Annotated in this window: 40 protein-coding genes; 20 read left to right on the forward strand and 20 right to left on the reverse strand. The window is 63.6% G+C overall.

Annotated features, from left to right (window positions below):
- Positions 1–16 precede the first annotated feature (16 nt).
- The 17 genes from QN224_RS12990 to QN224_RS13070 all read right to left on the reverse strand — a co-directional run bounded on the left by QN224_RS12990 (position 17) and on the right by QN224_RS13070 (position 8,457).
- A complete protein-coding gene (locus tag QN224_RS12990; protein ID WP_283977010.1) occupies positions 17–220 on the reverse strand; it encodes a hypothetical protein in 204 nt (67 codons plus the stop codon).
- Positions 217–735 carry a hypothetical protein gene (locus tag QN224_RS12995; protein ID WP_283977011.1) on the reverse strand — a complete coding sequence of 173 codons (519 nt, stop codon included), beginning with the start codon at positions 733–735 and terminating at the stop codon, positions 217–219. The genes QN224_RS12990 and QN224_RS12995 overlap by 4 nt, the downstream gene beginning before the upstream one ends.
- Positions 732–1,058, reverse strand: coding sequence for a hypothetical protein (locus tag QN224_RS13000; protein ID WP_283977012.1), 327 nt, complete (start codon positions 1,056–1,058; stop codon positions 732–734). The genes QN224_RS12995 and QN224_RS13000 overlap by 4 nt, the downstream gene beginning before the upstream one ends.
- Positions 1,055–1,474 carry a DUF4326 domain-containing protein gene (locus QN224_RS13005; protein ID WP_283977478.1) on the reverse strand — a complete coding sequence of 140 codons (420 nt, stop codon included), beginning with the start codon at positions 1,472–1,474 and terminating at the stop codon, positions 1,055–1,057. Before QN224_RS13005 ends, QN224_RS13000 begins: the two co-directional genes overlap by 4 nt.
- Before the next feature lie 290 nt (positions 1,475–1,764).
- Complete coding sequence (locus QN224_RS13010) at positions 1,765–2,865, reverse strand: phage Gp37/Gp68 family protein (RefSeq protein WP_283977013.1); 1,101 nt, start codon at positions 2,863–2,865, stop codon at positions 1,765–1,767.
- Positions 2,858–3,658: a hypothetical protein gene (locus QN224_RS13015; RefSeq protein ID WP_283977014.1), complete on the reverse strand. Its 801-nt coding sequence runs from the start codon at positions 3,656–3,658 to the stop codon at positions 2,858–2,860. Before QN224_RS13015 ends, QN224_RS13010 begins: the two co-directional genes overlap by 8 nt.
- The gene (locus QN224_RS13020) at positions 3,655–3,936 is read right to left on the reverse strand and encodes a hypothetical protein (RefSeq protein ID WP_283977015.1); all 282 of its coding nucleotides are present in this window, start codon (positions 3,934–3,936) and stop codon (positions 3,655–3,657) included. Before QN224_RS13020 ends, QN224_RS13015 begins: the two co-directional genes overlap by 4 nt.
- Positions 3,929–4,123 (reverse strand): hypothetical protein, encoded by a 195-nt coding sequence (locus QN224_RS13025; RefSeq protein ID WP_283977016.1) that lies wholly within the window; start codon positions 4,121–4,123, stop codon positions 3,929–3,931. The genes QN224_RS13020 and QN224_RS13025 overlap by 8 nt, the downstream gene beginning before the upstream one ends.
- Complete coding sequence (locus QN224_RS13030; RefSeq protein ID WP_283977017.1) at positions 4,120–4,374, reverse strand: hypothetical protein; 255 nt, start codon at positions 4,372–4,374, stop codon at positions 4,120–4,122. Before QN224_RS13030 ends, QN224_RS13025 begins: the two co-directional genes overlap by 4 nt.
- Entirely contained in the window at positions 4,367–4,819 is a 453-nt protein-coding gene (locus QN224_RS13035; protein WP_283977018.1) for a hypothetical protein, read from the reverse strand. Before QN224_RS13035 ends, QN224_RS13030 begins: the two co-directional genes overlap by 8 nt.
- Positions 4,816–5,637, reverse strand: coding sequence for a hypothetical protein (locus QN224_RS13040; RefSeq protein WP_283977019.1), 822 nt, complete (start codon positions 5,635–5,637; stop codon positions 4,816–4,818). Before QN224_RS13040 ends, QN224_RS13035 begins: the two co-directional genes overlap by 4 nt.
- A complete protein-coding gene (locus tag QN224_RS13045; RefSeq protein WP_283977020.1) occupies positions 5,634–5,948 on the reverse strand; it encodes a hypothetical protein in 315 nt (104 codons plus the stop codon). The genes QN224_RS13040 and QN224_RS13045 overlap by 4 nt, the downstream gene beginning before the upstream one ends.
- Positions 5,945–6,277, reverse strand: coding sequence for a hypothetical protein (locus QN224_RS13050; protein ID WP_283977021.1), 333 nt, complete (start codon positions 6,275–6,277; stop codon positions 5,945–5,947). Before QN224_RS13050 ends, QN224_RS13045 begins: the two co-directional genes overlap by 4 nt.
- Complete coding sequence (locus QN224_RS13055; protein WP_283977022.1) at positions 6,274–7,044, reverse strand: hypothetical protein; 771 nt, start codon at positions 7,042–7,044, stop codon at positions 6,274–6,276. Before QN224_RS13055 ends, QN224_RS13050 begins: the two co-directional genes overlap by 4 nt.
- The gene (locus QN224_RS13060; RefSeq protein ID WP_283977023.1) at positions 7,041–7,328 is read right to left on the reverse strand and encodes a hypothetical protein; all 288 of its coding nucleotides are present in this window, start codon (positions 7,326–7,328) and stop codon (positions 7,041–7,043) included. The genes QN224_RS13055 and QN224_RS13060 overlap by 4 nt, the downstream gene beginning before the upstream one ends.
- Before the next feature lie 84 nt (positions 7,329–7,412).
- A complete protein-coding gene (locus tag QN224_RS13065) occupies positions 7,413–7,745 on the reverse strand; it encodes a helix-turn-helix transcriptional regulator (RefSeq protein ID WP_283977024.1) in 333 nt (110 codons plus the stop codon).
- A gap of 466 nt (positions 7,746–8,211) precedes the next feature.
- Positions 8,212–8,457 carry an Arc family DNA-binding protein gene (locus QN224_RS13070; RefSeq protein ID WP_283977025.1) on the reverse strand — a complete coding sequence of 82 codons (246 nt, stop codon included), beginning with the start codon at positions 8,455–8,457 and terminating at the stop codon, positions 8,212–8,214.
- 92 nt (positions 8,458–8,549) lie between these two features.
- Between QN224_RS13070 and QN224_RS13075 the strand changes: the two genes are divergently transcribed.
- Both QN224_RS13075 and QN224_RS13080 read left to right on the forward strand, forming a co-directional pair.
- Complete coding sequence (locus QN224_RS13075) at positions 8,550–8,744, forward strand: hypothetical protein (protein WP_283977026.1); 195 nt, start codon at positions 8,550–8,552, stop codon at positions 8,742–8,744.
- Between the two features lie 59 nt (positions 8,745–8,803).
- Positions 8,804–9,109: a hypothetical protein gene (locus QN224_RS13080; RefSeq protein WP_283977027.1), complete on the forward strand. Its 306-nt coding sequence runs from the start codon at positions 8,804–8,806 to the stop codon at positions 9,107–9,109.
- Here the strand turns inward: QN224_RS13080 and QN224_RS13085 are convergent.
- Positions 9,088–9,459 carry a helix-turn-helix transcriptional regulator gene (locus QN224_RS13085; RefSeq protein WP_283977028.1) on the reverse strand — a complete coding sequence of 124 codons (372 nt, stop codon included), beginning with the start codon at positions 9,457–9,459 and terminating at the stop codon, positions 9,088–9,090. The two genes, QN224_RS13080 and QN224_RS13085, sit on opposite strands and share 22 nt — an antisense overlap.
- 95 nt (positions 9,460–9,554) lie before the next feature.
- On the opposite strand from QN224_RS13085, the gene QN224_RS13090 reads away from it, so the two are divergent.
- The 8 genes from QN224_RS13090 to QN224_RS13125 all read left to right on the forward strand — a co-directional run bounded on the left by QN224_RS13090 (position 9,555) and on the right by QN224_RS13125 (position 15,604).
- A complete protein-coding gene (locus QN224_RS13090) occupies positions 9,555–9,770 on the forward strand; it encodes a helix-turn-helix transcriptional regulator (protein ID WP_283977029.1) in 216 nt (71 codons plus the stop codon).
- Positions 9,771–10,028: 258 nt separating this feature from the next.
- The gene (locus QN224_RS13095; RefSeq protein ID WP_283977030.1) at positions 10,029–10,376 is read left to right on the forward strand and encodes a hypothetical protein; all 348 of its coding nucleotides are present in this window, start codon (positions 10,029–10,031) and stop codon (positions 10,374–10,376) included.
- 181 nt (positions 10,377–10,557) lie between these two features.
- Positions 10,558–11,367 (forward strand): DUF6551 family protein, encoded by an 810-nt coding sequence (locus QN224_RS13100; protein WP_283977031.1) that lies wholly within the window; start codon positions 10,558–10,560, stop codon positions 11,365–11,367.
- Positions 11,367–11,726 (forward strand): helix-turn-helix domain-containing protein, encoded by a 360-nt coding sequence (locus QN224_RS13105; RefSeq protein ID WP_283977032.1) that lies wholly within the window; start codon positions 11,367–11,369, stop codon positions 11,724–11,726. The genes QN224_RS13100 and QN224_RS13105 overlap by 1 nt, the downstream gene beginning before the upstream one ends.
- Entirely contained in the window at positions 11,723–11,995 is a 273-nt protein-coding gene (locus QN224_RS13110; RefSeq protein ID WP_336621110.1) for a hypothetical protein, read from the forward strand. Before QN224_RS13105 ends, QN224_RS13110 begins: the two co-directional genes overlap by 4 nt.
- Positions 11,995–13,377 carry an SAM-dependent methyltransferase gene (locus QN224_RS13115; protein ID WP_283977033.1) on the forward strand — a complete coding sequence of 461 codons (1,383 nt, stop codon included), beginning with the start codon at positions 11,995–11,997 and terminating at the stop codon, positions 13,375–13,377. The genes QN224_RS13110 and QN224_RS13115 overlap by 1 nt, the downstream gene beginning before the upstream one ends.
- Positions 13,374–13,691: a hypothetical protein gene (locus QN224_RS13120; protein ID WP_283977034.1), complete on the forward strand. Its 318-nt coding sequence runs from the start codon at positions 13,374–13,376 to the stop codon at positions 13,689–13,691. The genes QN224_RS13115 and QN224_RS13120 overlap by 4 nt, the downstream gene beginning before the upstream one ends.
- Complete coding sequence (locus tag QN224_RS13125; RefSeq protein ID WP_283977035.1) at positions 13,691–15,604, forward strand: DNA cytosine methyltransferase; 1,914 nt, start codon at positions 13,691–13,693, stop codon at positions 15,602–15,604. The genes QN224_RS13120 and QN224_RS13125 overlap by 1 nt, the downstream gene beginning before the upstream one ends.
- Before the next feature lie 3 nt (positions 15,605–15,607).
- Here the strand turns inward: QN224_RS13125 and QN224_RS13130 are convergent, their stop codons facing one another.
- On the reverse strand, positions 15,608–16,006 hold the full coding sequence (locus QN224_RS13130; RefSeq protein WP_283977036.1) for a type II toxin-antitoxin system HicB family antitoxin: 399 nt from the start codon (positions 16,004–16,006) through the stop codon (positions 15,608–15,610).
- A gap of 29 nt (positions 16,007–16,035) precedes the next feature.
- On the reverse strand, positions 16,036–16,221 hold the full coding sequence (locus tag QN224_RS13135) for a type II toxin-antitoxin system HicA family toxin (RefSeq protein ID WP_283977037.1): 186 nt from the start codon (positions 16,219–16,221) through the stop codon (positions 16,036–16,038).
- Between the two features lie 93 nt (positions 16,222–16,314).
- On the opposite strand from QN224_RS13135, the gene QN224_RS13140 reads away from it, so the two are divergent.
- The 10 genes from QN224_RS13140 to QN224_RS13185 all read left to right on the forward strand — a co-directional run bounded on the left by QN224_RS13140 (position 16,315) and on the right by QN224_RS13185 (position 24,098).
- Positions 16,315–17,538 (forward strand): phosphoadenosine phosphosulfate reductase family protein, encoded by a 1,224-nt coding sequence (locus tag QN224_RS13140; protein ID WP_283977038.1) that lies wholly within the window; start codon positions 16,315–16,317, stop codon positions 17,536–17,538.
- 6 nt (positions 17,539–17,544) lie between these two features.
- Positions 17,545–18,777: a helix-turn-helix domain-containing protein gene (locus tag QN224_RS13145; protein WP_283977039.1), complete on the forward strand. Its 1,233-nt coding sequence runs from the start codon at positions 17,545–17,547 to the stop codon at positions 18,775–18,777.
- 52 nt (positions 18,778–18,829) lie between these two features.
- Positions 18,830–19,417 carry a transcription termination/antitermination protein NusG gene (locus tag QN224_RS13150; RefSeq protein ID WP_283977040.1) on the forward strand — a complete coding sequence of 196 codons (588 nt, stop codon included), beginning with the start codon at positions 18,830–18,832 and terminating at the stop codon, positions 19,415–19,417.
- A gap of 372 nt (positions 19,418–19,789) precedes the next feature.
- Positions 19,790–20,437, forward strand: a complete 648-nt coding sequence (locus QN224_RS13155) for a terminase small subunit (protein ID WP_283977041.1) — start codon at positions 19,790–19,792, stop codon at positions 20,435–20,437.
- Positions 20,430–22,574: a terminase gpA endonuclease subunit gene (locus tag QN224_RS13160; protein WP_283977042.1), complete on the forward strand. Its 2,145-nt coding sequence runs from the start codon at positions 20,430–20,432 to the stop codon at positions 22,572–22,574. The genes QN224_RS13155 and QN224_RS13160 overlap by 8 nt, the downstream gene beginning before the upstream one ends.
- Positions 22,575–22,667: 93 nt before the next feature.
- Entirely contained in the window at positions 22,668–22,961 is a 294-nt protein-coding gene (locus QN224_RS13165) for a hypothetical protein (RefSeq protein ID WP_283977043.1), read from the forward strand.
- 93 nt (positions 22,962–23,054) lie between these two features.
- Positions 23,055–23,303, forward strand: coding sequence for a hypothetical protein (locus QN224_RS13170; protein ID WP_283977044.1), 249 nt, complete (start codon positions 23,055–23,057; stop codon positions 23,301–23,303).
- Positions 23,303–23,464 (forward strand): hypothetical protein, encoded by a 162-nt coding sequence (locus QN224_RS13175; RefSeq protein WP_283977045.1) that lies wholly within the window; start codon positions 23,303–23,305, stop codon positions 23,462–23,464. Before QN224_RS13170 ends, QN224_RS13175 begins: the two co-directional genes overlap by 1 nt.
- Positions 23,465–23,508: 44 nt before the next feature.
- A complete protein-coding gene (locus tag QN224_RS13180) occupies positions 23,509–23,727 on the forward strand; it encodes a hypothetical protein (protein ID WP_283977046.1) in 219 nt (72 codons plus the stop codon).
- A gap of 149 nt (positions 23,728–23,876) precedes the next feature.
- Positions 23,877–24,098 (forward strand): phage head-tail joining protein, encoded by a 222-nt coding sequence (locus tag QN224_RS13185; protein WP_283977047.1) that lies wholly within the window; start codon positions 23,877–23,879, stop codon positions 24,096–24,098.
- The last annotated feature ends 1 nt before the right edge of the window (position 24,099 follow it).

Genomic DNA, 24,099 nt, shown 5'->3' on the forward strand with positions numbered 1-24,099 from the left:
GCAGCCGCCCGGCCGTTCAGTTGGCGCCGATCAGCTTGCGGATGCGGTCGACGGCCGTGCCGCGTTCCTTGGCGGCCTTGTATTCACGCTCCAGGCGGTCGAGGAGCGGCTGCGCGATCGGGCCGCGCCGATCGACGAGTTCGGCGCAGATGAGTAGCATCTTTTCGATGCGCTCCAGCGATATTTCCTTGCTGCGTGCATTCGGGCCGGCGGGCTTCATCTTCTCCTCCAGGCATCGAATGCGTTGCGCAGATCCTGCCAGCGGGCGGCTGCGGCGGGGTCGTCGTTCAGTTCGGCGCGCGAGCTGACCTTGAGGATCGAGCGAACCTTGGTCTCGACGCGGTCGTCGGTCAGCGGCCGTTCCAGACCTTGGCGCTCCTCGAGGAATTTCTTGAAGGCCGGCTCGCCGCATTTGATCGCGCACTCGGCGGCATAATTCTTGCGGCTCTGCTTCGCGGGCTCCTGTTGCGCCTCGCGGATCAGGCGGAAGGAATGGTCGAGCAGGGTCAGCAGCGCCCGGATGAAGACGGGCGCTTTCGTCATCAGCTGCTGGTCGGCATGGCCGCAGTCGGGCAGGATGTGCGCAATCGGCGTGATGCGACCGGTCATCGCATCCTTGACAACGATCTCCGGCTTGCCGGCGTTGCTGTCATAGGCGCCCTGCCAGATATCGCTGGCAAGCCCGCTTTGCTCGCGGATCTCCTTCAGCATCGCCCGCGCCTGGTCGAGGTTCACCGGCCGACCTCATCGTCTACGCGCTCGATATTCAGGCGCTCGGCGACGACCGGATGGTTCTCAAGCAGCCAATCCGTCCAGTCGACGTCGCGGTCCATGTGCTGGAACCATGGGTAGTCTTCGCCCCAGGAGTTGGAGAGTTCCGCATAGGCATGCGCCGCCGCGTGGCATTCGACGTGCGTGTGGGTGCTATAGCTATCGCCGTAGTAAACGCCGAAGGCGTAGTGAGCCGGCGAGCCGACCTCGATCCGCCGGCCGCACTGCTCGCAAAAATGCGGCTTGCGGGTTGCCTTGATGACGCGATCGGAATGGAGGTTCGTCACCGCCGCACCTCGTCGCATTGGGGACGATTGGCGACTTCAATCAACGCGTCGGCATGGCACCGTGCGCCCGGCTTACACCAGCAGGCGAGATTCTTGCCGCGCAGCTCGTCCACATTCTCGGCGACGAAGCGGCGGGTGCGCTCCAGCGCCTCGATGTCGGGATCGGCGCCGACGCGCAGCATGCCAGCGAGCAACGCCTTGTAGAGGTCGACGCAATAGGCGGCATCACCGTGCTTGCCGACGACGAAAGGATTGCCCCACGGGCCTGGCCGACCGACATGCACGACTTCGAGGCCATTCGCCGATTTGGAAAGCGCCTGCAGGTCGAAGCCCTTGCGGCGGGAGAGTTGGAGGCGGACAGGCTTCGTCCTGCGCGGCGCGACGAGCGTTTCGAGCCACTTGGCGAATCCAGCCAGCACTGGCACGACGTTCTTGTCGTCGGCCCATCCGGCAAAGCCGATGAAACCCTCAGGATTGAACGTGACCGCTTCGCGCTTCTCGAAATAGTAGGAGCGGCATCGGAGGGCGGCCCAGCCACGCGGCCAGTCGACCATCTTGATCGGGCCGTCCATCCTGTAACCGTCAATCAGCTTCGACGCCTTCATTTCGGCGTTGATCGCCTCGCGCAGCGCGCGGAGATCATCTTTCGAAAGGTCGGCATAGGTCAGGCCTGACGCCTTGAAGGCGCCGCGTGCGTCGTCTCTGGTCATCGCCGCACCTCGGGGAAGCCGTTGTGCTCGATGCCGTCGAGGAGGCGGCCGGCGAACTTCTTGCCGACGCGGTAAAGGTCCGGCTCGTCCTCAATGTGCCCGTCGGTGTTGGCGAGGTTCTCGCGGACATAGTGCCAGGTGTCATTGATGAACTCGGCGGTATCGACGACGCCACGCTGACGCTCAACATTTTCTCCGGGGGTCCACTCTCCCCATTGCTTGAACAGGAACGGCACGCCGACGGCCGCACACTGGTCGCGTAGCTCGCGTGCCCAATTGGGATGCATCGGCCGGGCGCCGGGGCCGCTCTCGCCGCCGGCGACGACCCAGTCGAGTTTCGGCAACTCCCAAGAGGTACGAACGTTCATGCCGCATTCTCTGCGCGATCTGGGGACGCCGCCGCTTGTCACAGCGCCGCTGAGTGCGTCGACCCAAGGCTTTCCTTCGGGATTGAATTCACGAAGTCCTTTGAGATCGATCGGCCCGAGCAGCGGCTCGGCGCTGATCCAGCGGACGGCGGCGGGTGTGTCGAGCAGGATCGGGATGCGCTCGTCGGCGCGCTTCTGATCCTCGACCGAGACGCCGAGCCAGACATGCGGCCAGTGGCTCATGTGGCGCGTGTCGGAGATCGGGACGTCACCGAGTTCTGGGCGTGCTGCCCGAAGGGGATCGGCTGCCCCGAGGATGCGCAGGTAGGTATCCGTCGAGCTCAAATAATCCCGCATCCGCTCGGGCCGCTTCGTCAGCACCTGGAATGTGTGCTGGGGCGAAAGCGCCATGACGGCAAAGACCTGGTCGATCCATTCGTCAGGCACGCCCTCGGCGAAAAGGTCGCCATGGGCGCAGACGAAGATCATGCGCGGCTTCGTCCAGCGCAGTGGCTGGTCGAGCCATTCGCGGTTAAACCGCACCTCACCAGTCCAGACCGGGCCGGCTTTGGTGTCCTTCGTCAGGCCCTTGCGGCTGGTATGGTTCTTGAGCCGCGTGCCGGCGAGCTTCATTGCGTAGCAATTCGTGCAGCCGGGGGAGACGACGGCGCAGCCGGTGATCGGGTTCCAGGTGGCGTCCGTCCATTCGATCTTGGTGCCGTCAGCCATTGAGCTTCTCCTTGCGCAGAAAGCTCCAGGAGACCGGTTGTGGCTCAGTCATTTTCATCGGCATGTAGAGACCGACGAAATCAGGCCGGCCTTCGATCGTCAGGACGATGGCTCCGGGTTTACCGCCGTTCCCGGTTGCGCGGTGGAAGGTGCGCGGCCGGTCTTCGGGGCTTTCGTTCCAGCACATATCCTCGATGCGCGAGAACAGGTTGACGAGCTGAGGGCTGAAGGCCAGGAAGTCTCCTTCCGGCGCCGTGGTGTCGCTGACGGCAAGTGCCAGCGCCTTTCTCCAGTCGATCGGGGATCCCTCTTTCAGGCGGAAGTCGGCGCCGATCGTGTGTGTGCCGACGCTGGACGTTCGCTGGAAAAGACAAGGCTGAAACTCGTTGTCTTCGCCTGCCCATTGCGGGTGGCGCATCTTCGGCTGGATGAAGATGCCGGCGTCATGCACGAAGCAGGTGCCGGGCTGCATCCATTCCGGAACTTCGGCATGGTAGTGGCTGCCGCAATAATTGAAGCACACCGGCTCCGGTGGCTCGGCGGCGGCAAAGGCCGCGTCCGGAACGTCAAGCGTCATCGGACCGCTGCAATAGGCGTCGGGTGCATGGAATACCGCCATGGCGTGGCCGTGAACGGCGCCGAGCAGCGCGCCGCCGGACGGGGACGGAGCGAGGAATACATTGCCGTCGAGCATGCGCACCATCTCGGTGTTGCGGTGGTGCTGCACAATGGGCTCGATGGCCCAGAGAAGCCGCGCGGGGAAGTAGCCGAAGTGGCGCTTTTTTTGGCTCATGAGTTCACCTTGTTGAGCGCCGCGCGGGCTTCGCCGATCGCGCGGTCATGGGTGTTGAGGAAATCGAGCGCGGCGCGATAGAGCGGCTTCAGCAGCGCCTCGGTCGCACGGCGCTCCGACGACATGAACAGCGTCGGATCGAGGATGGCGCCGACGCTGTCCATGCGTTCGGATTCGCGCATGAACTGTTCGAAGGTCTCGCGGCTGGTGCCAAGCAACAGCGCGGCGGTGGTGATGGCGGCGTTTGCCTCTTCGAGCTGGGCGCGGGCGTCAACCATGGGCTTCCTCCTGAGCTTCGGCGCGGCGACGGTGGAGCCAGTGCTTGCAGTCGCTGCGGAATACATCCATTGCGGCGAGATGCGCGCTCCAGGCGGGCGCGCGGCGGATCTGGGCGTCGAGCCGGGTGTGCTCCGCCTCCAGCTCGTCGATCGACATGTCACAAAAGGGTTTGGCGGAGACCTTCACTGCAGCGTCTCCGGGGCTTGGGGACCGAATTCAGCGATGTGAGCGTCGATCTCGCGGTCGATCGCCTCGATCGCGGCCGCCGCCTCTTCGTCGGTCTTTGCCGCATCGATCAATGTCAGAACCGACTGGGCGCCGGCGAAGAAGATGCAGCGGAGGTCGGCAACGCCGTCCTCGTCGAAATCGCCGTCTCCATCGAGCTGGTCGATCAGCTTCTTGAAACTGTCCTCAAGGATGTTGCGGGCGTCAGGCATAGCGCGCCTCCTTCGTCGAAGCTCGCGCTGCGACCCTCCGCACCTCGGCCTCGCGCACGAAATCCACGAACCGCAATTCGGAATAGCTGTCTTTGACATCGAGGTACGTGCTGTATTTCGCATTGCCGAGCGACTTCGCAGCGATGACGACGGTGTGACCTTCCCACGTGACGGCGTATGGCGCCCACGGATCGCCGATCGCCTCGAGGTGATCTTTCAAGGCCCACTTGCCGATGTCGGTCACGGCAAAGAATGCCATGTCATCGCGCTGCCCGACCTTTTCCCAGTTCGGAGATGCGGCGAACTGTCGGGCTTGTTCGCCGTCAGTCGCGAAATGGTTGCGATATGTCTCGCCGAGCGGGTCGACGGGGCGGCCGAGTGCGTGGTCGATGTGATCCATCGCCTTGTCTTTGAGATAGCGGTTCACACGCGGATTGCTGGTCATGCGCCGTACCTCTTTTCGACCGCCTTCACGTCGTCGCTTGTCAGGGCGGCGTGTGCGCCGGTAAGGAGGCGGAAAGCCTCGGTGCCAAAGCCGATCTGGTAGTAGAGCTTGTCGTCGCGCTGGGAGCGATTGAGCAGATAGGCGATGGCCTCGCCTGCTTTCTGGAGCTTTTCCTCGGCCGCCTTGAGACGATCGAGGTCCGCCTTGTGGCAGTTGATGGATTCCTCGAAGCGATTGTAGAGATCGCCGACGATCTCGGCCGGATCATCGGCCGGCAACCAGTCCTCGATCAGGCTCGGTGCCTTCGTGTATGTGTCGATTGCGTTCATCAGCGAGTTGCCGACAGTCGCCATGTCGGCCAGATCGTCGGGCGCTGGCAGGGATGGAGGGGAGGAACGAATGAGAAGAAGGAATGCTTCCACCTCATCGATTAGCGCCGACGCATCGCACAGCGATTGATCCATGTGGCAGTTAGCAGCGAAATTGATGTCCTGCTGCGCGTCGAGAAGGCGCTCAATCAAATCATCGATCCTGTCCCGCTGCGCCTCTCCCGTCTCCAGAACGAGAGCCGATCTGACGCGGGATTCATAATCCCTATGCGCGGCGGCTTTGGCTTCGTCGAGGGTTGCATGATAGCTGGTGTCCATTCGTAGGCCCTGAAGCCTGAACGGCTCGTCGATGCCGCTAAACGCAGTGATCGCATAAGCACCAAACGGCGTGCCGGCGCGCAAATAATCACTTGCGGCTGTCTGCCACTGCAGTTCCTTCACCCCCACTGCCGAGCGTTCGGCGCCGCGAAGCGTGTGATATTCCGTCATATCCGCCCCTCCGCCTCGAGCTTGGCGAACCATTCCCGTGCCTCGTCAAAGTTCTCCTCGGCACGCTTGATCCAAAGATCGCGGCGCGGTTCGCGCTTTTCCAAGCCCACGCATGCCATCATGGCGACGCGTGCGGCGCCGACGGCGAGCTCGCCGACGGTGATGTGGAAGGCCAAAGCCATGGGAACGCCGGCATCGACAAGCTCTTCGGCCATCTGCGTGGCGAGAGCCATCCGGTATTTGCCGGTGATTTCGTTGGCTCGGGCGCGCAGCTCGGGCGGGAGGTCGAATGTTTCTGACGGCCCCGTCATGCCCGCACCTCCATCGCCCTGACGTGCATGGTGACGCGCGGGACGGAGATCGGGCGGATGTCGTAGCCGCCGGTGTCGCGCGCGGCTTTGGTGAAGATGACGGTTCGGCGGTCGTCCTCGCGGATGCCGCGATGGTCGGCAACGTTCCAGCCCCAACGGCGGGCGGCGACATAGTCGCGCATGACGAACTCGACGACGCCGAAGGCGAGCGCCAGGCGCGGGATCGACATGCCAGCGAGAAAGCCCTCGCGCACGGCCGGCTCCTTCAGGAGCGCCGGCGAGGTGGAAAGGCCCGCCGGCGGGCGCGGATTGCGGACGTGGTTCTTCATTGGACGGCTGCCTCCGTGTTTGAGCGACGGCCCGGATCGGTCTCCGGGGCGTGGCGGAAATAGGCGAGGGCGGTTTCGGAGACGGCGCTTTTCGCCAGCTCCTCGACGGCGCGGCCGAGTTCTTGCGCCGCGCGGCGCAAGCGAGCCTCGGTGGCATCGTCGAGATAGATCGTGATAGGCGATGACATCAGGCGCGCCTCCGCCGCAGCTCGACGATGGTCGGCCGCCGCCTGTTCCGGTTCGCACGGCGCGTGCTTGCCGCCGGCGAAGACGTATTCCTTCCAGTGGGTCCAGCACCAGCGGCCGCCGCGGTGCTTCAGGAATCCCCATCTGCGCTCTCCCTTGCCGCGCCAGACGAGCGTGACGATCCGGCCTTCGCCGGCGACGGGCATGTCATGGACGCTGAGCGGCTCGCCTTCGGTGACATAGGGAAAGCCGTTCTCGTCGATCCAGGCGCCGTCGAACGGGCCGATGACGCGGTGCATGTGCGTCGCCTCGCGGAAATGCCAGCGCAACGCGCTGACGACCTGGCGGTGGATCACGTAACGGCCGGGGAAGAGCACGCTTTCGCGCGTCACCTCCTCGACGTAAGGGACGAGCGGGAAGGTCCAGAAATCCCACGGGTGATCGTGCGGATCCGGATCGGCGTCGCCTCGGTGGAAGATGTGGAGGCGCAGGCGCCCGAGCCAGGCGCGCGTGAGATAGGGCGTGTCGTGCTCGCCGTCGACGCCGAAGATGGTGTCCCAGCCGAAAAGCCGCGTTTTCATTGGAAGCGCTCCATGTCGAAGGCGGCGGCCGCATCGAGCCTGCCGGTGGTAGCGAGCCGTTCGAAAGCGCGCGCCTGCTCGGCGGCGGCCGTCACGATGAAGATCAGCAGCAGACCGCCGACGAGGACGGCGCCGCCGAGGAAGAGGACGATCGGGTTGTTGTGGAGCGACAGCGGCGGCAACGGCGCCTCGGTCTCCTTGCGAACGGATCCGAAGATCGCGTCGTCGCTGGTGGCGATCGCCTTGACGGCGGCCTTTGCCTTCTTTGGCAATTTCTTCGTCATGAAAATCCCCTCGTGGCTGATGGAAAGCGCGGATCGCTTTCGGACTCGGCCGCGCGGCAATGCCGGGGCCGACGCCGAAGGCGATCAGGCGGCGATGCGCCGGATTTCGGAGAGCGTGGACTTGAGCGCGACATTCTCCTCGGCGAGCTGCCCGGCTATCGAGGAGGGCGCATCGTCGAAGAACGAGCCGAGAATGTCGTTCGGGGTGATGGCTAGCGCCTTGCAGATCAGGATCAGCGCCGAGGCCGAGACGCGGTTTGCGCCCTTCTCGTATTTCTGCTGCTGCTGGAAGGTGACGCCGAGTTTTGCGGCAAGCGCCTCCTGCGACATGCCGCGCGTCTGGCGGAAATGACGGATGCGCGAGCCGATCAGGATGTCGGTCTCGGCGGTGTTGTTCTTGAGTGTGGGCTGCTTCATCGGTTCGCTCCCGGGTTAGACGAGGTAGATGTCGCGAAGGAAGATCGCGACGACGAGGGCGGCGATGGTGATGGCAAGCGCATCGAGCATGGCGGTGATCCTTCAGGTTTGTTGCGGGCCTTTTCCGTCCATGCCCAGGGACCAGAAGACACGTTTTGCGGCGGAGCGCTCGTCGCGCTGCGGTTTACATGGCGACCTCCTCAAAGCTGTTTCGGGGTCGTTGAAATGTTGCGCATTACGCAACCTCTGTCAATCGAAAAAGTTGCGTATCACGCAACATAGATGTTGCACGCGAGAGAATCAAATTGCTAAGAAATCAAGAAAGGTACGGGGGCGTGTGTGGGCTCAGTTACGACCACTGGGTTTGCTTTGACAGGCCCACAATTTTGAAGTTCACTAGCTCGAAGGGATGAGCGAGGGGCAAATGCAGGCTTTCCGCGACAACGATGAGTGTGCGCGGGGCGCGTCAGCGCTTGCCGGATTTCGGGCCGGATTTCCGCCTGGGGTCCTGCTTGTCGAGGGCGACGATGAGCTGGTGGGTGAACTCGGTGATCAGTGCCTGGATCTGGGTCGGGACGGGTTGGAAACTGGTCTCCAGCCGATCGATCATCTCGGCCGTAATCGATCGCTTGTTGGAAGCGGCGGCGTCCTCGATGCGGTTCTTGAGGTCTTCGGGGATACGCAAACGAAAATGAAGGTCTTCTCTGGCCATGCCACACCAATGACACAAAATGTGATTGGCGGGTATGCCACACCGATGCCACACGTATGCCTTGCGTGTGGTAAATCGTAAAGGAGATCGCAATGGATGAGACGGTCAGGATGAACATCCGCCTGCCGGCGGATGTAGCTGAATATCTGGAACAGACGTCGAAGCTGAATTTGACGTCACGGAACGCCGAGGTCGTCCGGTCGGTCCGGGAACGCATGCAGGCAGAACGAGCCAGGTTGCAGGCGGACAGTCCGCCAATGGCCGATGCTCAACATTTCAGGGGCTGAGGAAAGAAATGAATGATGCGGAGCATGGCAGGTCGCGTGGAATTGAGTTCGAGGGAGGAGTGTTCTGTCGACCACCGGCAGCCGCAAAAATCGACCCCCTGATTAAGGCGATAGGCGACTTCCGCCGCGCCATGGCTGTGTTCAAGCGGGAGGAGTCGGCAGAAGACGACGAGACCGATGCGTTGGCGGCGGCAACCTATCGGCCGGCGCGCCTGGTGATCCAGGGATGGGCGCGGCCTGCGGTCTCGCATGCCGGTGCACTCGAGGCGCTGAGGCTGGCGAGAGAGGCGGAGCGCGATGGCGACTATCGGATCGTCGCGCCGATGCTGAAGGCCGCGTTCGATTATCTGGAAACGGCTCTTTGATTTAAGTTCTGGACGCCCGCCGGGTCATTGTCCTTGAAAAGCAGCTCAAGCATCTCGATCGCCTTCTGGCGCTCGGCCGCGCTGCGGCCGCGCAAGAGTTGCGCGATCCGCTCCTCGTCGGGGTGACGGAAAAGGCCGGAAATATCCGTGCCGAAGATCACTGCCAACTTTACGAGATACTCGTCTTTCGGCACCACGCCTTCATTGAACCAGCGCGAGACGACGCCCTTGTCGGCGCCGGTCGACCGGACGATGTCGGCCTGCTTCATTCGTTTTTTCTTGGCCCATTCCGGAATGAAGTGGAACCGTTCGAGGCTGTCCACAGCGCGTATCTCTTTGATGTTGTTCATGTAACAACTATAGCCAATTCCTCTAGCTCTTTCGTTGGTTCGCACGACAACTCTCCTGCTTGACAAAAGTTGCGACTTACGCAACATTTTGGGCCATGGAAAACAAATCAGCCATCGCCCGCTACCGCGAAAAACACGACATGACGCTCGAAGCATTCGGCGCGCTGTTCGGGGTCGACAAGTCGACCGCGAGCCGCTGGGAGCGCGGACAGAGCCTGACGGTGAAGCGGGCGGTTCAGATCGAGGCTGTCACCGGGATACCGCGGGCCGAAGTGCTTTTCGGCGCGCCGAAGGTGGAGGCCGTCGAATGACGATGTTCCTGCAAGGCGCTTCCCATCGTCGGAGCCTTGCCACTTGGCGGGGATGCTGCAGCACTGACCGCGCGCATCCCCGCATTTTCTCTTTCCCCTTGTCCGTTCGCAGCGCCCGGCGGAGCGCGGCGGCGGGCACCTCTATCGGGCCGGTAGCAGCCGGTCCGATGGTGCCGGGCAGTTTCTCCCGGCGTCCATGGTCCAATCATGCGCCATGGAGTTTCGGAAATGTCAGAAAATCAATCGGAGAAATCCGAAATGTCTAGGAGCCTGAAATTCGTTCAGAAGTGCCTGCGGGAGATCATTTCCCCGCCTGGCAGGGCCGCGAATGTCGAGAGCCGCATCCGCCTTGCGGCTCATGACCTCGGGTGGTCGTTCACCCGGACCAAAGACGCTTGGTACGCCGACCCGCGCGTATCGATCGATTCCGAGGAAATGCGGGTCGTCGAGGAAAAGGCGGGTGTCAGGTATGGCGCAGACGAACTTCAAGCGGTCGAGGAACTCATCCGCAGAGCTGACGCCTTGCTTAAGCGCCCGGATGCGGATCGGTTTCGGCCGTTTGTTGCTGCGTTTCGCGTACTGGCTGGCACTCTTGATCGCACCTGAACTGGACCGGAAGGCGCCCTAGGGCGCCTCCGGTTTTTTTAGGGCTTCGGCCTTCGGAATTTTCCGAAATTTCCACCCGGGGCGGTCCCGCGCTCCTCCTCCCAGGCGGGCCGCAAACTCTCCCGGCGCGAATGCCGGGAGAGCTTTTTTCAACCACCAGCAATCGGAAGGACGTTAGGCCGTGAGAGCGATCGAAGCGCTGCAATTCCCCGATGTGAAGCCGGCGGAAATTAAATCCCTGCCACCGGAAGTGCGGCTCGTCGACCCGCGCGACCTTTGGGTCGACGAGCGTTACCAGCGCGGGCTTTCCGATCGCTCGGTCCGGCTCATCCGGAAGATCGTGACTGAGTGGGATTGGGCGGCATTCAAGCCGCCGGTCGTGACTGAAGTCGATGGCTGCCTCGCGGTTCTCGATGGGCAGCACACCGCGATTGCCGCGGTTACCCATGGCGGCATCACGCGCATGCCGATCATGGTGGTCGAGACCGGCCGGCACGAGCTGAGAGCACAGGCCTTCGTCCGTCACAACCGCGACCGTATCCAGGTGACGGCGACACAGCTTCACACCGCGATGGTCGCGGCCGGCGACGAGGATGCGCTGACGATCGCGCAGGTCTGCGAGCGGGCCGGGCTGACGATCCTGAAGAACCCGCCGCCCTTCGCCCGGTTCAAGCCAGGCGAAACGATGGCGATCAGCACGATTTCGGCCGTGGTCAGCCGTCGGCATGCGGCCGGGGCGCGCAGGGTTCTCGAAGTCTGCGTCAAAGGGGGGGCAGCCCCGGTATCGGCCGCCTTGATCCGGGCCGTCGAGCATCTGCTATTCGCCAAGGAATATGCCGGCGAAATCGAACCCGAGCGGATCTCGCTGCTGATCTCCGCTCGCCTCTCCACGCTGGAACAGGAAGCGCAACGCTTCGCCGCGGAGCGGAAAATGCCGGTGTGGCGGGCGCTCGCGTCGGTCATCTACATGAACCGGCGGAAGGCGCGCTGATGGATGGGCTGATCACAGCACAGCAGCGGGAGATCGAGATGCTGCGCGAACGGCTGCGGCAGCTCGAAGAGGTGTTGGCACCAAGCACCGTTTCCATTCCGGTCGAATACCGCCTGACGGGCAGCGAAGCGCGCGTTTTCGCGCATCTCGTCAGCCGCGACATCGCGACGAAGCAATCCGTCATGCTGGCGCTCTACAGCGACCGGCCCGACGTGGAGCCAGAAATAAAGATCGTCGACGTGTTCATCTGCAAGATGCGCAAGAAGCTCGCGGGCTACGGCGTCGATATCCGTACGGTCTGGGGGCAGGGCTACAGCCTGGCGAACCGGCACGAATTCAGCAGGGGGAAGCCAGCGTGAACGTCTATGCCAAAAAATCGCGATCGCTGACGCGGATCGCGGTGACCAAGGTCGCCGACGGCGGCCCGATCGGCCCGCGCGGCGTCAATTTCCTGCGCCGGGTGCGTGACGCCGGCGGACCCTACCGGATCGCGCTGAATGCCGACCGCGAGCAGCTCGACCGGGCGCTGTGTGGCGGCTTTGTCGTCGCAGATCCAAGGAACGACGACCTGGTGCGCCTGACCGAGGCGGGCGCGGCCTATCTCGACCGTCTGATGAGGGTCGAGTGATGGCGAGCAACAACGTCTACGCCACCAACCAGTCGCGCGTGCTCGATCTCGTCAAGACGCACGGAAGCTACCGCTGCGATACGCAATCCGAGCAGCGGGCCGCGATCAGGTTGAATGAACGCGGTTTGATCCGCCGCGACAAAAAGGACGGCTTTCTCTGGCATGACCCGGACGCGGCGGCCGAAACGGCGCCGACAGGCGAGGGAGGCGAGGGCGGACCCGGCGCGCCGGAAACGGGCGCCGCTCGCCTCCCTGCGCCCGTTGATGCGACCGAGGTCGTCATCCCCCGTTATGACGCCTCCGATCTGCTGGCGACGGTCGAGCGGGCGCGCAAGCTGCTCGACGACGGCGATGTGATCGCCGCGCGTATGCTCGCATCCGCCGCCTACGACCAAGCGAAGGTGGCGTCGCAATGGGGCGAGCGCTTCAAGGCGGCCGAAAAACTGGTCGGCAAGGCGCGGCAGCTGCAGGGCGACGCGCTGCTGATCGAGACACGCGCCAAGATCCGGATCTCGCGCGAGTGGGATGCGGCGCACGCCGCAGGTCTCGTCTCCAAGGGTGGACGCCCGAAACCCGTTTCAGGCGGAAACGGGTTAACAGCCGAGGATGTCGGCCTTTCCCGCAAGGAGATCTTCGAGGCGCGCAAGCTTGCGGCCGCGGAGGAGCAGGCCCCCGGCATCGTCGAGCGGGCGATTCATGCGCGGCTTGCGGTCGGCCTCGAACCCTCGCGTGCGAACCTTCGCGCCGCCGTCGGCACCTCGTCGGCGACGAAGGAAGAGCGCGGCAACAATCTCTATGAGACGCCGATCGAGGGGATGCATACGCTCATCGCGCTCGAACAGTTTTCCTCGATGGTGCTGGATCCTTCCTGCGGCCGGGGCGCGAGCAGCCGTCCGCTGGAGGATGCCGGCTATACTGTGAGCCTCGCCGATCTCGCCGACTATGGCACCGCCGACCGTTTCGGCGAAGTGCAGCGGGTCGAGGACTTCCTGACGTCGGAAGCGCTGCCCGAGCGGCCGGACATCGTCACCAATCCGCCCTATGGCGCGCTGCTCAACCGCTTCGTCGCGCATGCGTTGAAGGTCCACCGGCCGCGCAAGATGGCGCTGCTGCTCAACCTCAATTTCCTCTGCGGCTTCGACGATGACGACCGCAACTTCGTCATGGACGAAAACCCGCCGGCGCGCGTGTGGGTGTTCAGGCGGCGCCTGCCGATGATGCACCGCGACGGCTGGGACGGGCCGGAGGCGCAAAGCCGGATGAATACCGCCTGGTTCGTCTGGGAAGAGGACGAGGCCGGCGGCTACGGCAGCTCGACGATCATCCGCCGCGTCGACTGGAAGGATTACCTGCCGGCGGAGCAAGCGGAGGCGGCGGAATGAGAATAGCCCTCGATTACGACGACACTTTCACCAGGGACCCGACCTTCTGGCAGTCCTTCGTAAAGCTCGCAAGAGACCTCGGGCACGAGGTCAGGATCGTCACGGCGAGAGACCGCACGCACGACAATATCGATGACCGGACGGGAGACATTGCGGTCATCTACTGCAACGGCGTCGCCAAGCGGTTCTTCTGCCATCACTTCGAACATTGGGACCCGGATATCTGGATCGACGACAAGCCCGAGGCGGTCGGGAACAACAGCTCCTTTACAAAACCGATGCTCGCCGAGTGGCGTGAGACGAGGGATCATTGATGTTCCGGACAGACCTGTTCTCGGAGACCAGCACCGACGCCATTATGGCATCAGTATCCCTCGGCGCTCCGATCATCGTCGACAGTTTCGCCGGAGGCGGCGGCGCCTCGACCGGCATCGAAATGGCGCTCGGGCGCTCGCCTGATATCGCTATCAACCATAACCCGGAAGCTCTGGCGCTGCATGCGGCGAACCATCCGGAGACGCATCATCTCTCCGAGAACGTCTACAAGGTCGACCCACTCGATCACCTCAAGGGCAAGCACATCGGCCTCGCCTGGTTCTCACCGGACTGCAAGCACTTCTCTAAGGCCAAGGGCGGCAAGCCCGTGTCCCGCAACATCCGCGACCTGTGCTGGATCATTCCAGGCTGGATCGAGCGTATCCAGAAAAGCGGCGGAAAGATCGACGTCGTCATCATGGAGAACGTTGAGGAGTTCAAGGATTACGGTCCTCTGATCCAGACGGCGCGCGGCGAGATGCCCGACCCTGCCCGTAAGGGCGAAACCTTCCAGAAGTGGTGCAAGAAGCTGCGCAACCTCGGCGCCAAGATCGAGATGCGTGAGCTGCGCGGGCGCGATTATGGCGCGCCGACGATCCGCAAACGGCTGTTCATCATCATGCGTTTCGACCGCCAGCAGATCGTCTGGCCGGAACCGACGCATGGTGGCCCGAATGATCCCGACGTGATCGCCGGCCGTAAGCTGCCATGGCCGATCGTTGCCGATTGCATCGACTGGAGCCTGCCTTGCCCGTCGATCTTCGACACGTCGAAAGAGATTTGGGCGAAGTATGGCCTTCGCGCTGTTCGGCCCCTCGCCGATGCCTCTCAGGCTCGCGTCGCCCGAGGTTTCGACAGATACGTGCTTCGCGCAAAGCGACCGTTTCTCGTCCAGACGGGCTACGGGGAGCGGCCGGGTCAAGCGCCGCGCTGTATGAGCCTTGAACAGCCGCTTGGCACCGTCGTGGCGGGTGGCGTCAAGCATGCGATCGTGGCTCCTCATCTGTCGGCCTACTACGGCGAAGGGAAAGGCGGTCTCGATCGGTCGGCGCCCGTCGACGAGGCGATCCGTGTCATTCCGTGCGAGAACCGGCATGCGCTCATTTCGCCCGTGCTTACCTATGCCCAGCAGGGCGGCGCGAACCGGCCGATTGACGGTCAGGTCCACGCGATCACGGCGAGCCGAAAAGATCAGAATTCGGTCATGTGCGCTTTCATGGCACAGGCGAACAACGACAGCCGGCGCGTAGGCGGCGTCAATCCTGGCCGATCGATGGACGAAGCGGCCTCAACAATTACCCAGACCGGCAGTCATCAGCAACTCGTGTCGGCTTATATCGCCCGCGATTTCGGAACGTCGACGGGGCATGGCATGCAGGTGCCGGCGGCAACCGTCATGCCGGATGGTCAGGGCAAAAGCCGATTGGTTATGCCGTATCTTCAGTCGTACTACGGGACCGGGGACGGCGGTCGCCACGATGAATCTTGCAGGACCGTGACTGTTCGAGATCGCTTTGGTCATGTCGAAGCCGTTGTCGACGTGCCGCCCTTTACCGAGACACAGGCCGAACGCGCGCGACAGGTGGCTGACTTCCTCCGCGCGCACGGCGTCTGGGACGCGCGCGAGTTCGTGACCATCGAGGTCGATGGCGTTGCCTTCGTCGTTGTCGATATCGGCATGCGCATGCTGACGCCGCGCGAGCTCTATAACGCGCAAGGGTTTCCGCCGGACTATCAGATCGATGGCTATTACGATCACAAGCGTATCGGCCATAGCGGCGGTCCAGTCTGGGTGCCGTTCTCGAAGGAAGTGCAGGTCTCTTGCGTGGGCAACAGTGTTTGTCCGCCGGTCGCGCGGGCGCTGGTTGCGGCCAACTGCAACCAGCTGGCAGTGCAGAGGGAGGCGGCGTAGATGTCAGGCCGTACCCTCGATCTCCTTGCGGGCGCAGCTCGCCAGAAAGGCGGAGCGGGTGAGGCCACGCTTTTCGGCCGCCGCGTCGATCGCCTTCAGCGTGCCCGCCTCCATCGTCAGATTGACACGCACGACGCGGCTGTCGTCCTCGATCACCGGAACGCGCACGATGAAGGCGCCGGCGGCGAGACGTTCGCGCGCCTCGGCGATCGAAAGAACCTCATCGAGCCGCGAGGGACGCGGAAGCTCCTCGTCCTCCGCCCACAGGCGCAGCGCTTCGATCGCGTTCGGAATGATCTTCTCCTCCTCGTCGGCGGCGGAAAAGACGGTCGGCAGATCCGGAAAGGTGACGCCAAAGGCGCTCTCCGGATCCTTCTCGACGATCGCGTAATAGGTCCGCATGGTCGGGTCTCCTTTGGTGATGGGGCTGGTTATCTGATCCAGCCCGCCATTTTCGCGATGCTGCGCGCCGTGCCGAGCGGCAGGTCCTTTTTCGGGTGCGGGACGATCACAGTCTTGTCGCCCTTCCTGAGTTTGTGGTGCGAACCGGAAACGGAAACCAGCCCGAAGCCTTCGCTTCTCAGTCTCTTGATGATCTTGCCGCTGTTCCGTTCCATGTCCCGCCCCGTTCTGTGTGTATATAGATACACACTTTTGTGGTTCACGTCAAGCAGTCGTGCGCATAATGATGCGCATTGTAGGGCGGGACGATGACGAGCGCTCCTGCCCAGCCAACGCTCTTCGAAGGCTCGAAACGGCTCGTCTATGACGATGCGATCGAACTCACGCTGCAGTCGATGCAGGCTTACGGGCCGGCGCATGATCACTGGGGCATTGCCTGGTCCGGCGGCAAGGACAGCACGGCCACATTGACGCTGATCCTGCATCTGCTCGACACCGGCCGCCTGCAGCGCCCGAAAACCCTGTCCGTCTTCTATGCCGACACCCGCCAGGAACTGCTGCCGCTGGCGATCTCGGCTGAGGCAATCATGCGGCAGATGGCCGATCGAGGCGTCAATTGCGAGGTCGTGCGTGCGCCGCTCGACAAGCGCTTCCTCGTCTACATCCTCGGCCGTGGCGTGCCGCCGCCGAATAACAACACGCTCCGCTGGTGCACCCGCCAGATCAAGGTCGATCCGATGACGCAAGCGCTCGCCGATCGGCTCGACGAGCTGGACGGCAGCATCCTCATGATCACCGGCGTTCGGCAGGGCGAAAGCGCCATCCGCGACGGCCGCATTGCGATGTCCTGCGGCAAGGACGGAGCCGAGTGCGGGCAGGGCTGGTATCAGGAGGTCCTACCGCACGCGAGCGGCATTCGCGGCCGCATCGCCACCCTGGCCCCGATCCTTCATTGGCGGGTCTGCAACGTCTGGGACTGGCTGCGGATCTATGCGCCGATGGCCGAATATGGCGGCTGGTCGACGACTGCCATCGCCGACGCCTACGGTGGCGACGAGGCGGAAGAGGTCAATGCCCGGACCGGCTGCAACGGCTGCCCGCTGGCGAGCAAGGACAAGGCGCTCGACGCGGTCATTGCCTCTCCGCACTGGTCCTATCTGGCGCCCCTCAAGCGGCTGAAACCGATTTATCGCGAACTGCGCAAGCCGCAGAACCGGCTTAGAAAAGCCGGTGTTGAGCGCCTCAAGGGCGGCGGCATCGCGGCAAATCCGCAGCGCATGGGGCCGCTCACCTTCGATGCTCGTTTGTGGGCGCTCGCGGAAATCCTCTCCGTTCAGGCAGAGATCAACACCGCCGCCGCGACGCTCGCGCGGCCTGAGATCGACATTCTCAATGCGGAGGAGGAGGCGCGGATCCGCGAACTGATCGCGTCCGGGACCTGGCCGCACGGATGGGACGGAGACGAGCCGACCGCCGACACACCCATGGACACCGTCTATGCCGACGGGTCCGTTCAACCGTTGTTCTTGTGAGGTGCTATGAGCCACGACGCGACCAACTGGGCGATCAAGCAGCGGGGCATCAAGCCGGCGCTGAAGGTGGTCCTCTGGCATCTGTGCGATTGCTTCAATCCCGAGAACGGCTGCTTTCCCTCGCAGGACTATCTCGCCGAGCATTGCGAGGTGCCGCGCTCGACGCTCAACGTCTATCTTGGGGAACTGGAGCGGCTCGGGCTGATCGTGCGCGAACAACGGCGCAAGAAGGGCTCGATGCAGCAGGAGCGCACCCGCTACTTCTTCCCGTTCGAGCCGGAATTCGACCGCAAGAAGGCGCAATTCCCGTGTCCAGAAACTGGACACGGCGGCGAGGAGGCCGTGTCCGAAAACGGGGCCGAGCCGAGTCCAGAAAATGGCAAAAGCCGTGTCCAGAATCTGGACAGTAACCCTGTAAGGGAACCCGTAAAAGAACCCGTAATCGAGAGAGAGAGTGCGCGCGAGGCTCATGAAGATCGGCTTGAGCCGGAAGATCCGAAAAAGGTCGACGCCGCTTTCTGGGAGTTCATCAAGGACTGGCCTGGCTTTGGGCCGCTGGGCAAGGAACCGGCCCGCAAGCTGTGGCACGCGATGACGGTGGAGGAGCGCCGCCTCGCAGTCGAACGCTATCCCGGATGGCGGAAGATGCTCAAGGATGCGAGGAAGGATCACGTCCCGACGCCGCAAACCTATTTCCGCGGCAAGCTCTGGTCGAACGTTCCGGATCCGGCCGAGGCGCCGAAGCCGACGAGCACGCTTGCCGGACCCTTCGGCAAACTCTGGTCGGCATACAGGCTCGCCGAACTGCTGCTGCCGCCAACGGGCATCATCACGCCGCCGACGAAGTTCGAGCAGATGCAGATCGATCAGGGGGCGACGTCGCTCGCGGCCGTGATTGCCGAGAAGCGGCGGCGCAGCGGCTGGCCGACGGTCAACGCGATGCTCGACAGGGCGCGCCAGGCGCAGGGCTGGATCTGCCCGCTTGCGCTCGACGAGGCGGCAAGGTCGTTCCAGCAGATGCGGACGAGCAGCGCGCTCTTCGACGCATGGCGAGTCGACCACCTGCTGCGCGGCTGGCCGTTCCTCGACGACGGCAAGCTTCCCGAGTGGGTCTATTTCCCGCCGATCGAGGCCGAAGGCGATCTCGTCCTTCGTGTCACCGATGCCGTGGAGCGCTACCGCGAACAGATTTCCGACTATCTCTCAGCCAGGAGCAGGGGCAATGACGATGCAGCGTAGGATATTTGAGGGCACGCCGATCGGTCTCGAGGTCGAGCGATTCGCCGACCGCATGCGGACGATCAACGCCAATATGCTGTCGATGGCATCCGCGAATCAGCCCGGCCAAAAGGGCTGGTACGTGCTGCAGGTGGTGGTCGGGCGTGAGAAGGGTGTGGAAAATGCCCTGCGCGAAAAAAATATTGTGGCTTATTTGCCGCTCATTCTCGGGGGCAAGAAGCTGGTGCGCAGGCGGATTGTGCAGTGCGCCGACAGGCCCGCATTGCCCGGCTACGTCATGGTCTCGATCGCGCCTTCGCCTGCCGCATTCGCTGGCCTAGCACGCGTTCGCCATGTCGAAGGAATCGTCGGTGGAACCGAAACGCCGCATTGCGTGAACGACGAAGACATGAGTCGATTCAAGGCGAAGCTGGGTGAGATGGAGGAGTCGGCAGCGCTGGCGAAGGAGTTCCGCAAGGACGATTGGGCGACCTTCGATGAGGGGCCGTTCGCTGGCTTGCGCGGGTGCTTGGTCAAGGTTCGGAAGATGGTTCTGATCCGTGGTGAGAAGCCCGTTCCGGTCGAAGGTGTGGTCAAGTTCGAGATCGCCGGCAAGGCTGTGTTCGTGCCGACCCCTCTTGCGCTTCTCGTGAAATTGTGAGTCCATCCGCACCGGATGAACTGCTGATCCTGAGCAAACGTGAGGCGAGAGCCTCGGAGACGCCCACAAGATCGGGCCTCAAGGGAAGGAAACTTCCGCGTCGGTATGCCGGGCAGACCCCGCCCTGACCGCCTCGACCACCGAGGCACCGATTCAGAGCCAGTGCGCAAGCTTTGCTTACCTCCATACCAGCGGGCACCTCATTCCCCCGAGGTGCCCGCACCCCCTCGGCCCCGACCGACCCCACCCCATGCCGCGGGTCCTTCCCACTTTCCGAATGAAAGCGGGTGAGGCGGCAGCGCGGGCTTTTGGACTGTGAGTGCTCACCGCTGGGTGGGTGATCTCCTTGTTGTTGTTCTTCTGTTGTTGTTCATGAGCGAGCTGACCGAAAGCGAGATCCAAGCGCTGTGCGAACGCCATCCCTTGCCCGAAGGGGTGGAGGACTGCGTCATGTCGCGTGAAGAGCTGGCCGAGACGCTGCAGGTGTCGCTCAACACGGTCTCGTCTTGGCTGTCGAAGGGTATGCCGATGCTGCAAGAAGGCGGCGCCGGCAAGGCTTACGAATTGCAGCTCTCGGCATGCTGGGCGTGGCGCCAGGCGCAACGGGCAGAAGAAGACAGCCGGACGGAGAAAGTGCGCCGTGCCCAGGCAGCGATGCGCCTGGCGCTGGTCGGGGGGACATCGGGCAACTCCATGGAGGCGCTCGACCCGAAGACGCGGCGTGAGATCCTTGCAGCGCAGATCGAGCAGGAACGCTTCCAGCGCGAGCGCAACCAGCTCATGCGGCGCGACGATGTGCACGAAACCTTCGAGCTCGTCTACGGCATTATCCGCGATCGGATGAACGCGGCTCCTGACCTGATCGAGCGCAAGAACGCGCTCGAGCCGAAGGTGGTGCAGGAGCTGATCGACGCCTGCGACGACGTCGTCGCGGACGTGCGCGGGGCGATCGACCGCTTCTGGCGCGAGAGGCCGGTGCGCGAGGGCGTTTCCGAAAGGCGCGACCTGTTCGATGCGTGAGGCGCAGGCCTGGGAGCGGTTCCTTCCGCCGGTTCCGCCGCCGGCTTTCGCGGATCCATGGGATCACGCCGCCGGGCCAGCGCTGTCGGTGCTGAACCCGGCTCGCCGTATCGATGTTCCGACCTGGGCGGAGTCGCGCAAGCTTTCGACAGCGGGCGGCGTCAGAGACTGGAGCAACGATTTCGCGCCGTACATGACCGAGCCGTCGCGGATGGCGACCTCGAGGCGCTATCGAGCGGTCGCGTTCGCTGGGCCGGCACGAACTGCGAAGTCGGAAAGCCTGATCCTCAATACGATCGGCCATCGGATCGACTGCAATCCACGCGACATGCTGGTGGTCTGCTCGACGCAGGACACGGCCAAGCAGTTCTCCGAGCGCAAGCTGGCGCCGATGATCCGGGAAAACCGGAAGCTGGCGGAGAAGCAGCTTGCCGGCCGCGGCGCCGACAACATCCATGAGAAGCGGTTCGCGGGGAACATGAACCTGCAGATCCGCTGGCCGGTGATCGGCTACTTCTCGCAGAACGAATATTTCGACGTGCTGCTGACGGACCTCGACCGCATGACGGACGATGTCGGCGGCGAAGGTTCGCCGTTCCTGCTCGCGTTGAAGCGCATCCAGCATTCGGGGTCGCAAGGCATCGTGATTGCCGAATCCTCGCCGGGCTTCGTTGTGACGGTCGACAATTGGCAGCCATCGACGCTGCACGAGGCGCCGCCCTGCGACGGCGGCATCCTGCCGATCTTCAACACGGGCACGCGAGGCTCGTTCTACTGGACCTGTCCGCATTGCAGTGATCCGTTCCGGCCGATGTTCGAGCGCCTGCACTATGAGCGCAAGGCGACACCGGGCCAATCGGCGCGCACCGTCGAGATGGTCTGCCCGAACGGCTGCTGCATCAGTCCGGACCGCAAGGATGAGCTGAACCGGGGCGGTTTCTGGCTGCACGAGACGGCGGACGGTCAGAGCGCCGTGCCGATCGACGACCCGGATGTGCGCGACACGGATATCGTCTCCTACTGGATGGAGGGTCCGGCGGCGGCGTTGCAGACCTGGCAGGAGCTGGTCAGGGTCAACGAGCAGGCGCGGCAGACCTTTGAGGAGACGGGCAGCGACAAGGACCTGAAGACGACAGTCTTTCAGGATCAGGGCCGGGCCTATCTGCCGCAGATCCGCTCGGTCGGCGACGCGCTGTCGGCGGAGACGCTGAAGGCGTTGTCGGAACCTTACCCGATGAAGATGGCGCCGGCGGAAACGCGGTTCCTCACCTATCAGGTGGACGTGCAGCCGAACCGCTTCGTCGTCCAGGTCGATTCCTGGGGGCCGGGTCTGGAGCGGTGGCTGATCGACCGCTTCGACATCCATGAGCCGCCCGCGGGCGCACCGGGTGCGGGGGAGCGGTCGATCGATCCGCCGCGCTATTACGAGGACTGGTCGGCGCTATCTGCGCTGCTCGACAAGGCCTATCCGGTGGCCAGATCCGGCTACGCGCTGCTGCCGCGTGCGATCGTCGTCGACCTGCACGGCGCCAAGGGCACGACCGATCACGCCTATCACTGGTGGCGCCACCAGCGAAAGGCGGGCAATTCCGGGCGCTGCTTCATCCAGCGCGGCCGCGGCGGGACGGAGCGCGATCGCGCCGTCTACAAGGCGCCGGAGAAGGTGCAGGGCACCAAAAAGCGCCGCCGTTCGGATCTGATGCTGATCGAGACGGGCACCGATCCGCTCAAGGACGAGGTGATCATGTCGCTGACCCGCAAGGAAGCGGGGCCGGGCAAGTATCACCTGCCGGAAAGCCTTCCGACCTCGGCTTTCGAGGAATTCTGCGCCGAGGTCAGGACCGACGAGGGCTGGCGGGAGCGGAAGAGCGGTCTGCGTAACGAGTCGCTCGACCTCGCTGTCTACGGCAAGGCGCTGGCGATCGTGCTCAAGGCGGAGACCATCACCTGGTCGCGGCCGCCGATGTGGGCGGCGCCGCTCGAAAAGAACACCTATGCGGTGAAGATCGGAGCCGGCGCTTCAGCAGCTCCGGAGGACGAGGCGGGCGATGCAGCTCGGCCAGCACCAGTCGTCGCGAAGCCGAAGCCAGCTGCCGGCCCACGCCGGCGGGTTCGCCGCAGCTCCTGGATGAGCTGAAAAGATTTGGAGCGACATACGGCTCCGATGAGGGGCCGGCCAATGCGGCCGCCCCTCCCGTGCTCGAAGTGAGGAAAAGGAGAAAGCATGCGCATGTTTCGAAGTTTGGGACTGCTTGCCCTGGCGGCGATCGCCTGCATTTCCATGGTGGCGCCGGCGGCGGCCTCCATGCCGCTCGACCCTGGCATCCGCATTGCGGCTGCGTCGGACGAGCGCTATCCGGCGGCCGCATTCAGTGTCGTGGATCAGGTGGCGATCCTCGCCGAGGCTCCAGCTGTTTCCGGTGCGAGCGTTCGATTGCCGAGTCAGCACACGGTGCGCGTCCCTGAAGTACCGCTTGTTCGACCTGCTGACCAGACTTTCATCGATCTGCGGATGCGATGTTAAGCGGTCCACTTCGAGACACCTTTCCGGTGTCTCGCTTTGTGCTCTCCATGCGGAGGGCAGAGAACGGGACATTTCCTCGAGGAGCACCTCGGTATGCGTTGCATTAGCGTTCTCGCAGCGTTGCTGATCACGACCGAGCCGGTATCGGCGGCGGTGGAAGCCGCGAAGCCTGACCTGCATGCCGCGCCCGAGGTGAGGGCCGCAGCAGAGTTCGAAGCCGAGACGCCGTGCACGCGGTTGCCGCCCGGAACCATCTTGCGTCGCTGGGTGCCATCGACGCTGCGCGCCGCCGATGGAACCGCGCTGGCGGTCGGGTCAACTGAAGTCCGGCAGCGGTGCTGATGGGCTGGTCGGTGATCCCTTTGGCGATGTCGCTCGGTTCGCTCGGGCTGATCGCCTGGTGTCTCAGCCGGTCGCTGATCGGCTTGTTCGAGCTGATTGCCCTGCTCGTTCTTTCGAATGTCTGCCTTGCCGCTTGGCTGATCTGGGCGCTGGCAACGTGAAAATCCGCGCCCGGCGGTTCCGGGTCAATCACAGGAGAAGACGCATGAGCGCACCCACCGTTCGAGCAAAATTCATGTGCAGCGGCAAGGAAGGCACCACCGTTTTCCTTCACACCGTCTATTCCGAAGACATCCAGTCTGAGGACGGCCGCTTCACAAGGGCCACGCCCTGGGGCGAGTTGCGGATGAACGTCGACAATCCGGCCGCCGCGATCCAGTTCGAGCCGGGCAAGTCGTACTACCTCGACTTCACGCCGGCCTGATCCATACCCGCAGCGCGAGCGGACCCTCAAGCGCTTGCCGGCTTGCCGGCATGGAAGGGTCGAGGGTCGGGGAAGTTTACCCGATCCGGACGGGCGGCGAGGCTTGATAGCCGTCCGGAGCTTTCGGCAACCCTGAAAGGGCACAATTCATGGCTGACACGGTCGAGACATTGACAGCACGTCGCACGGCGATCGTGAAGGCGCGTGATTCCGGCGTGCTGACCGTCAAGCACGGCGACGAGCTGACGACGTTCCGGTCGCTGTCCGAGATGAACCGCATCATCGGCAATCTCGATGCGCAGATCGCCGCCCTGCAGGGCACCCAGAAGAAGCGCATGCGCTACGCCTACCAGTCCGGAAAGGGTCTCTAAG

Source organism: Sinorhizobium sp. 7-81, assembly GCF_030124405.1.
GTDB classification, from domain to species: domain Bacteria; phylum Pseudomonadota; class Alphaproteobacteria; order Rhizobiales; family Rhizobiaceae; genus Sinorhizobium; species Sinorhizobium psoraleae.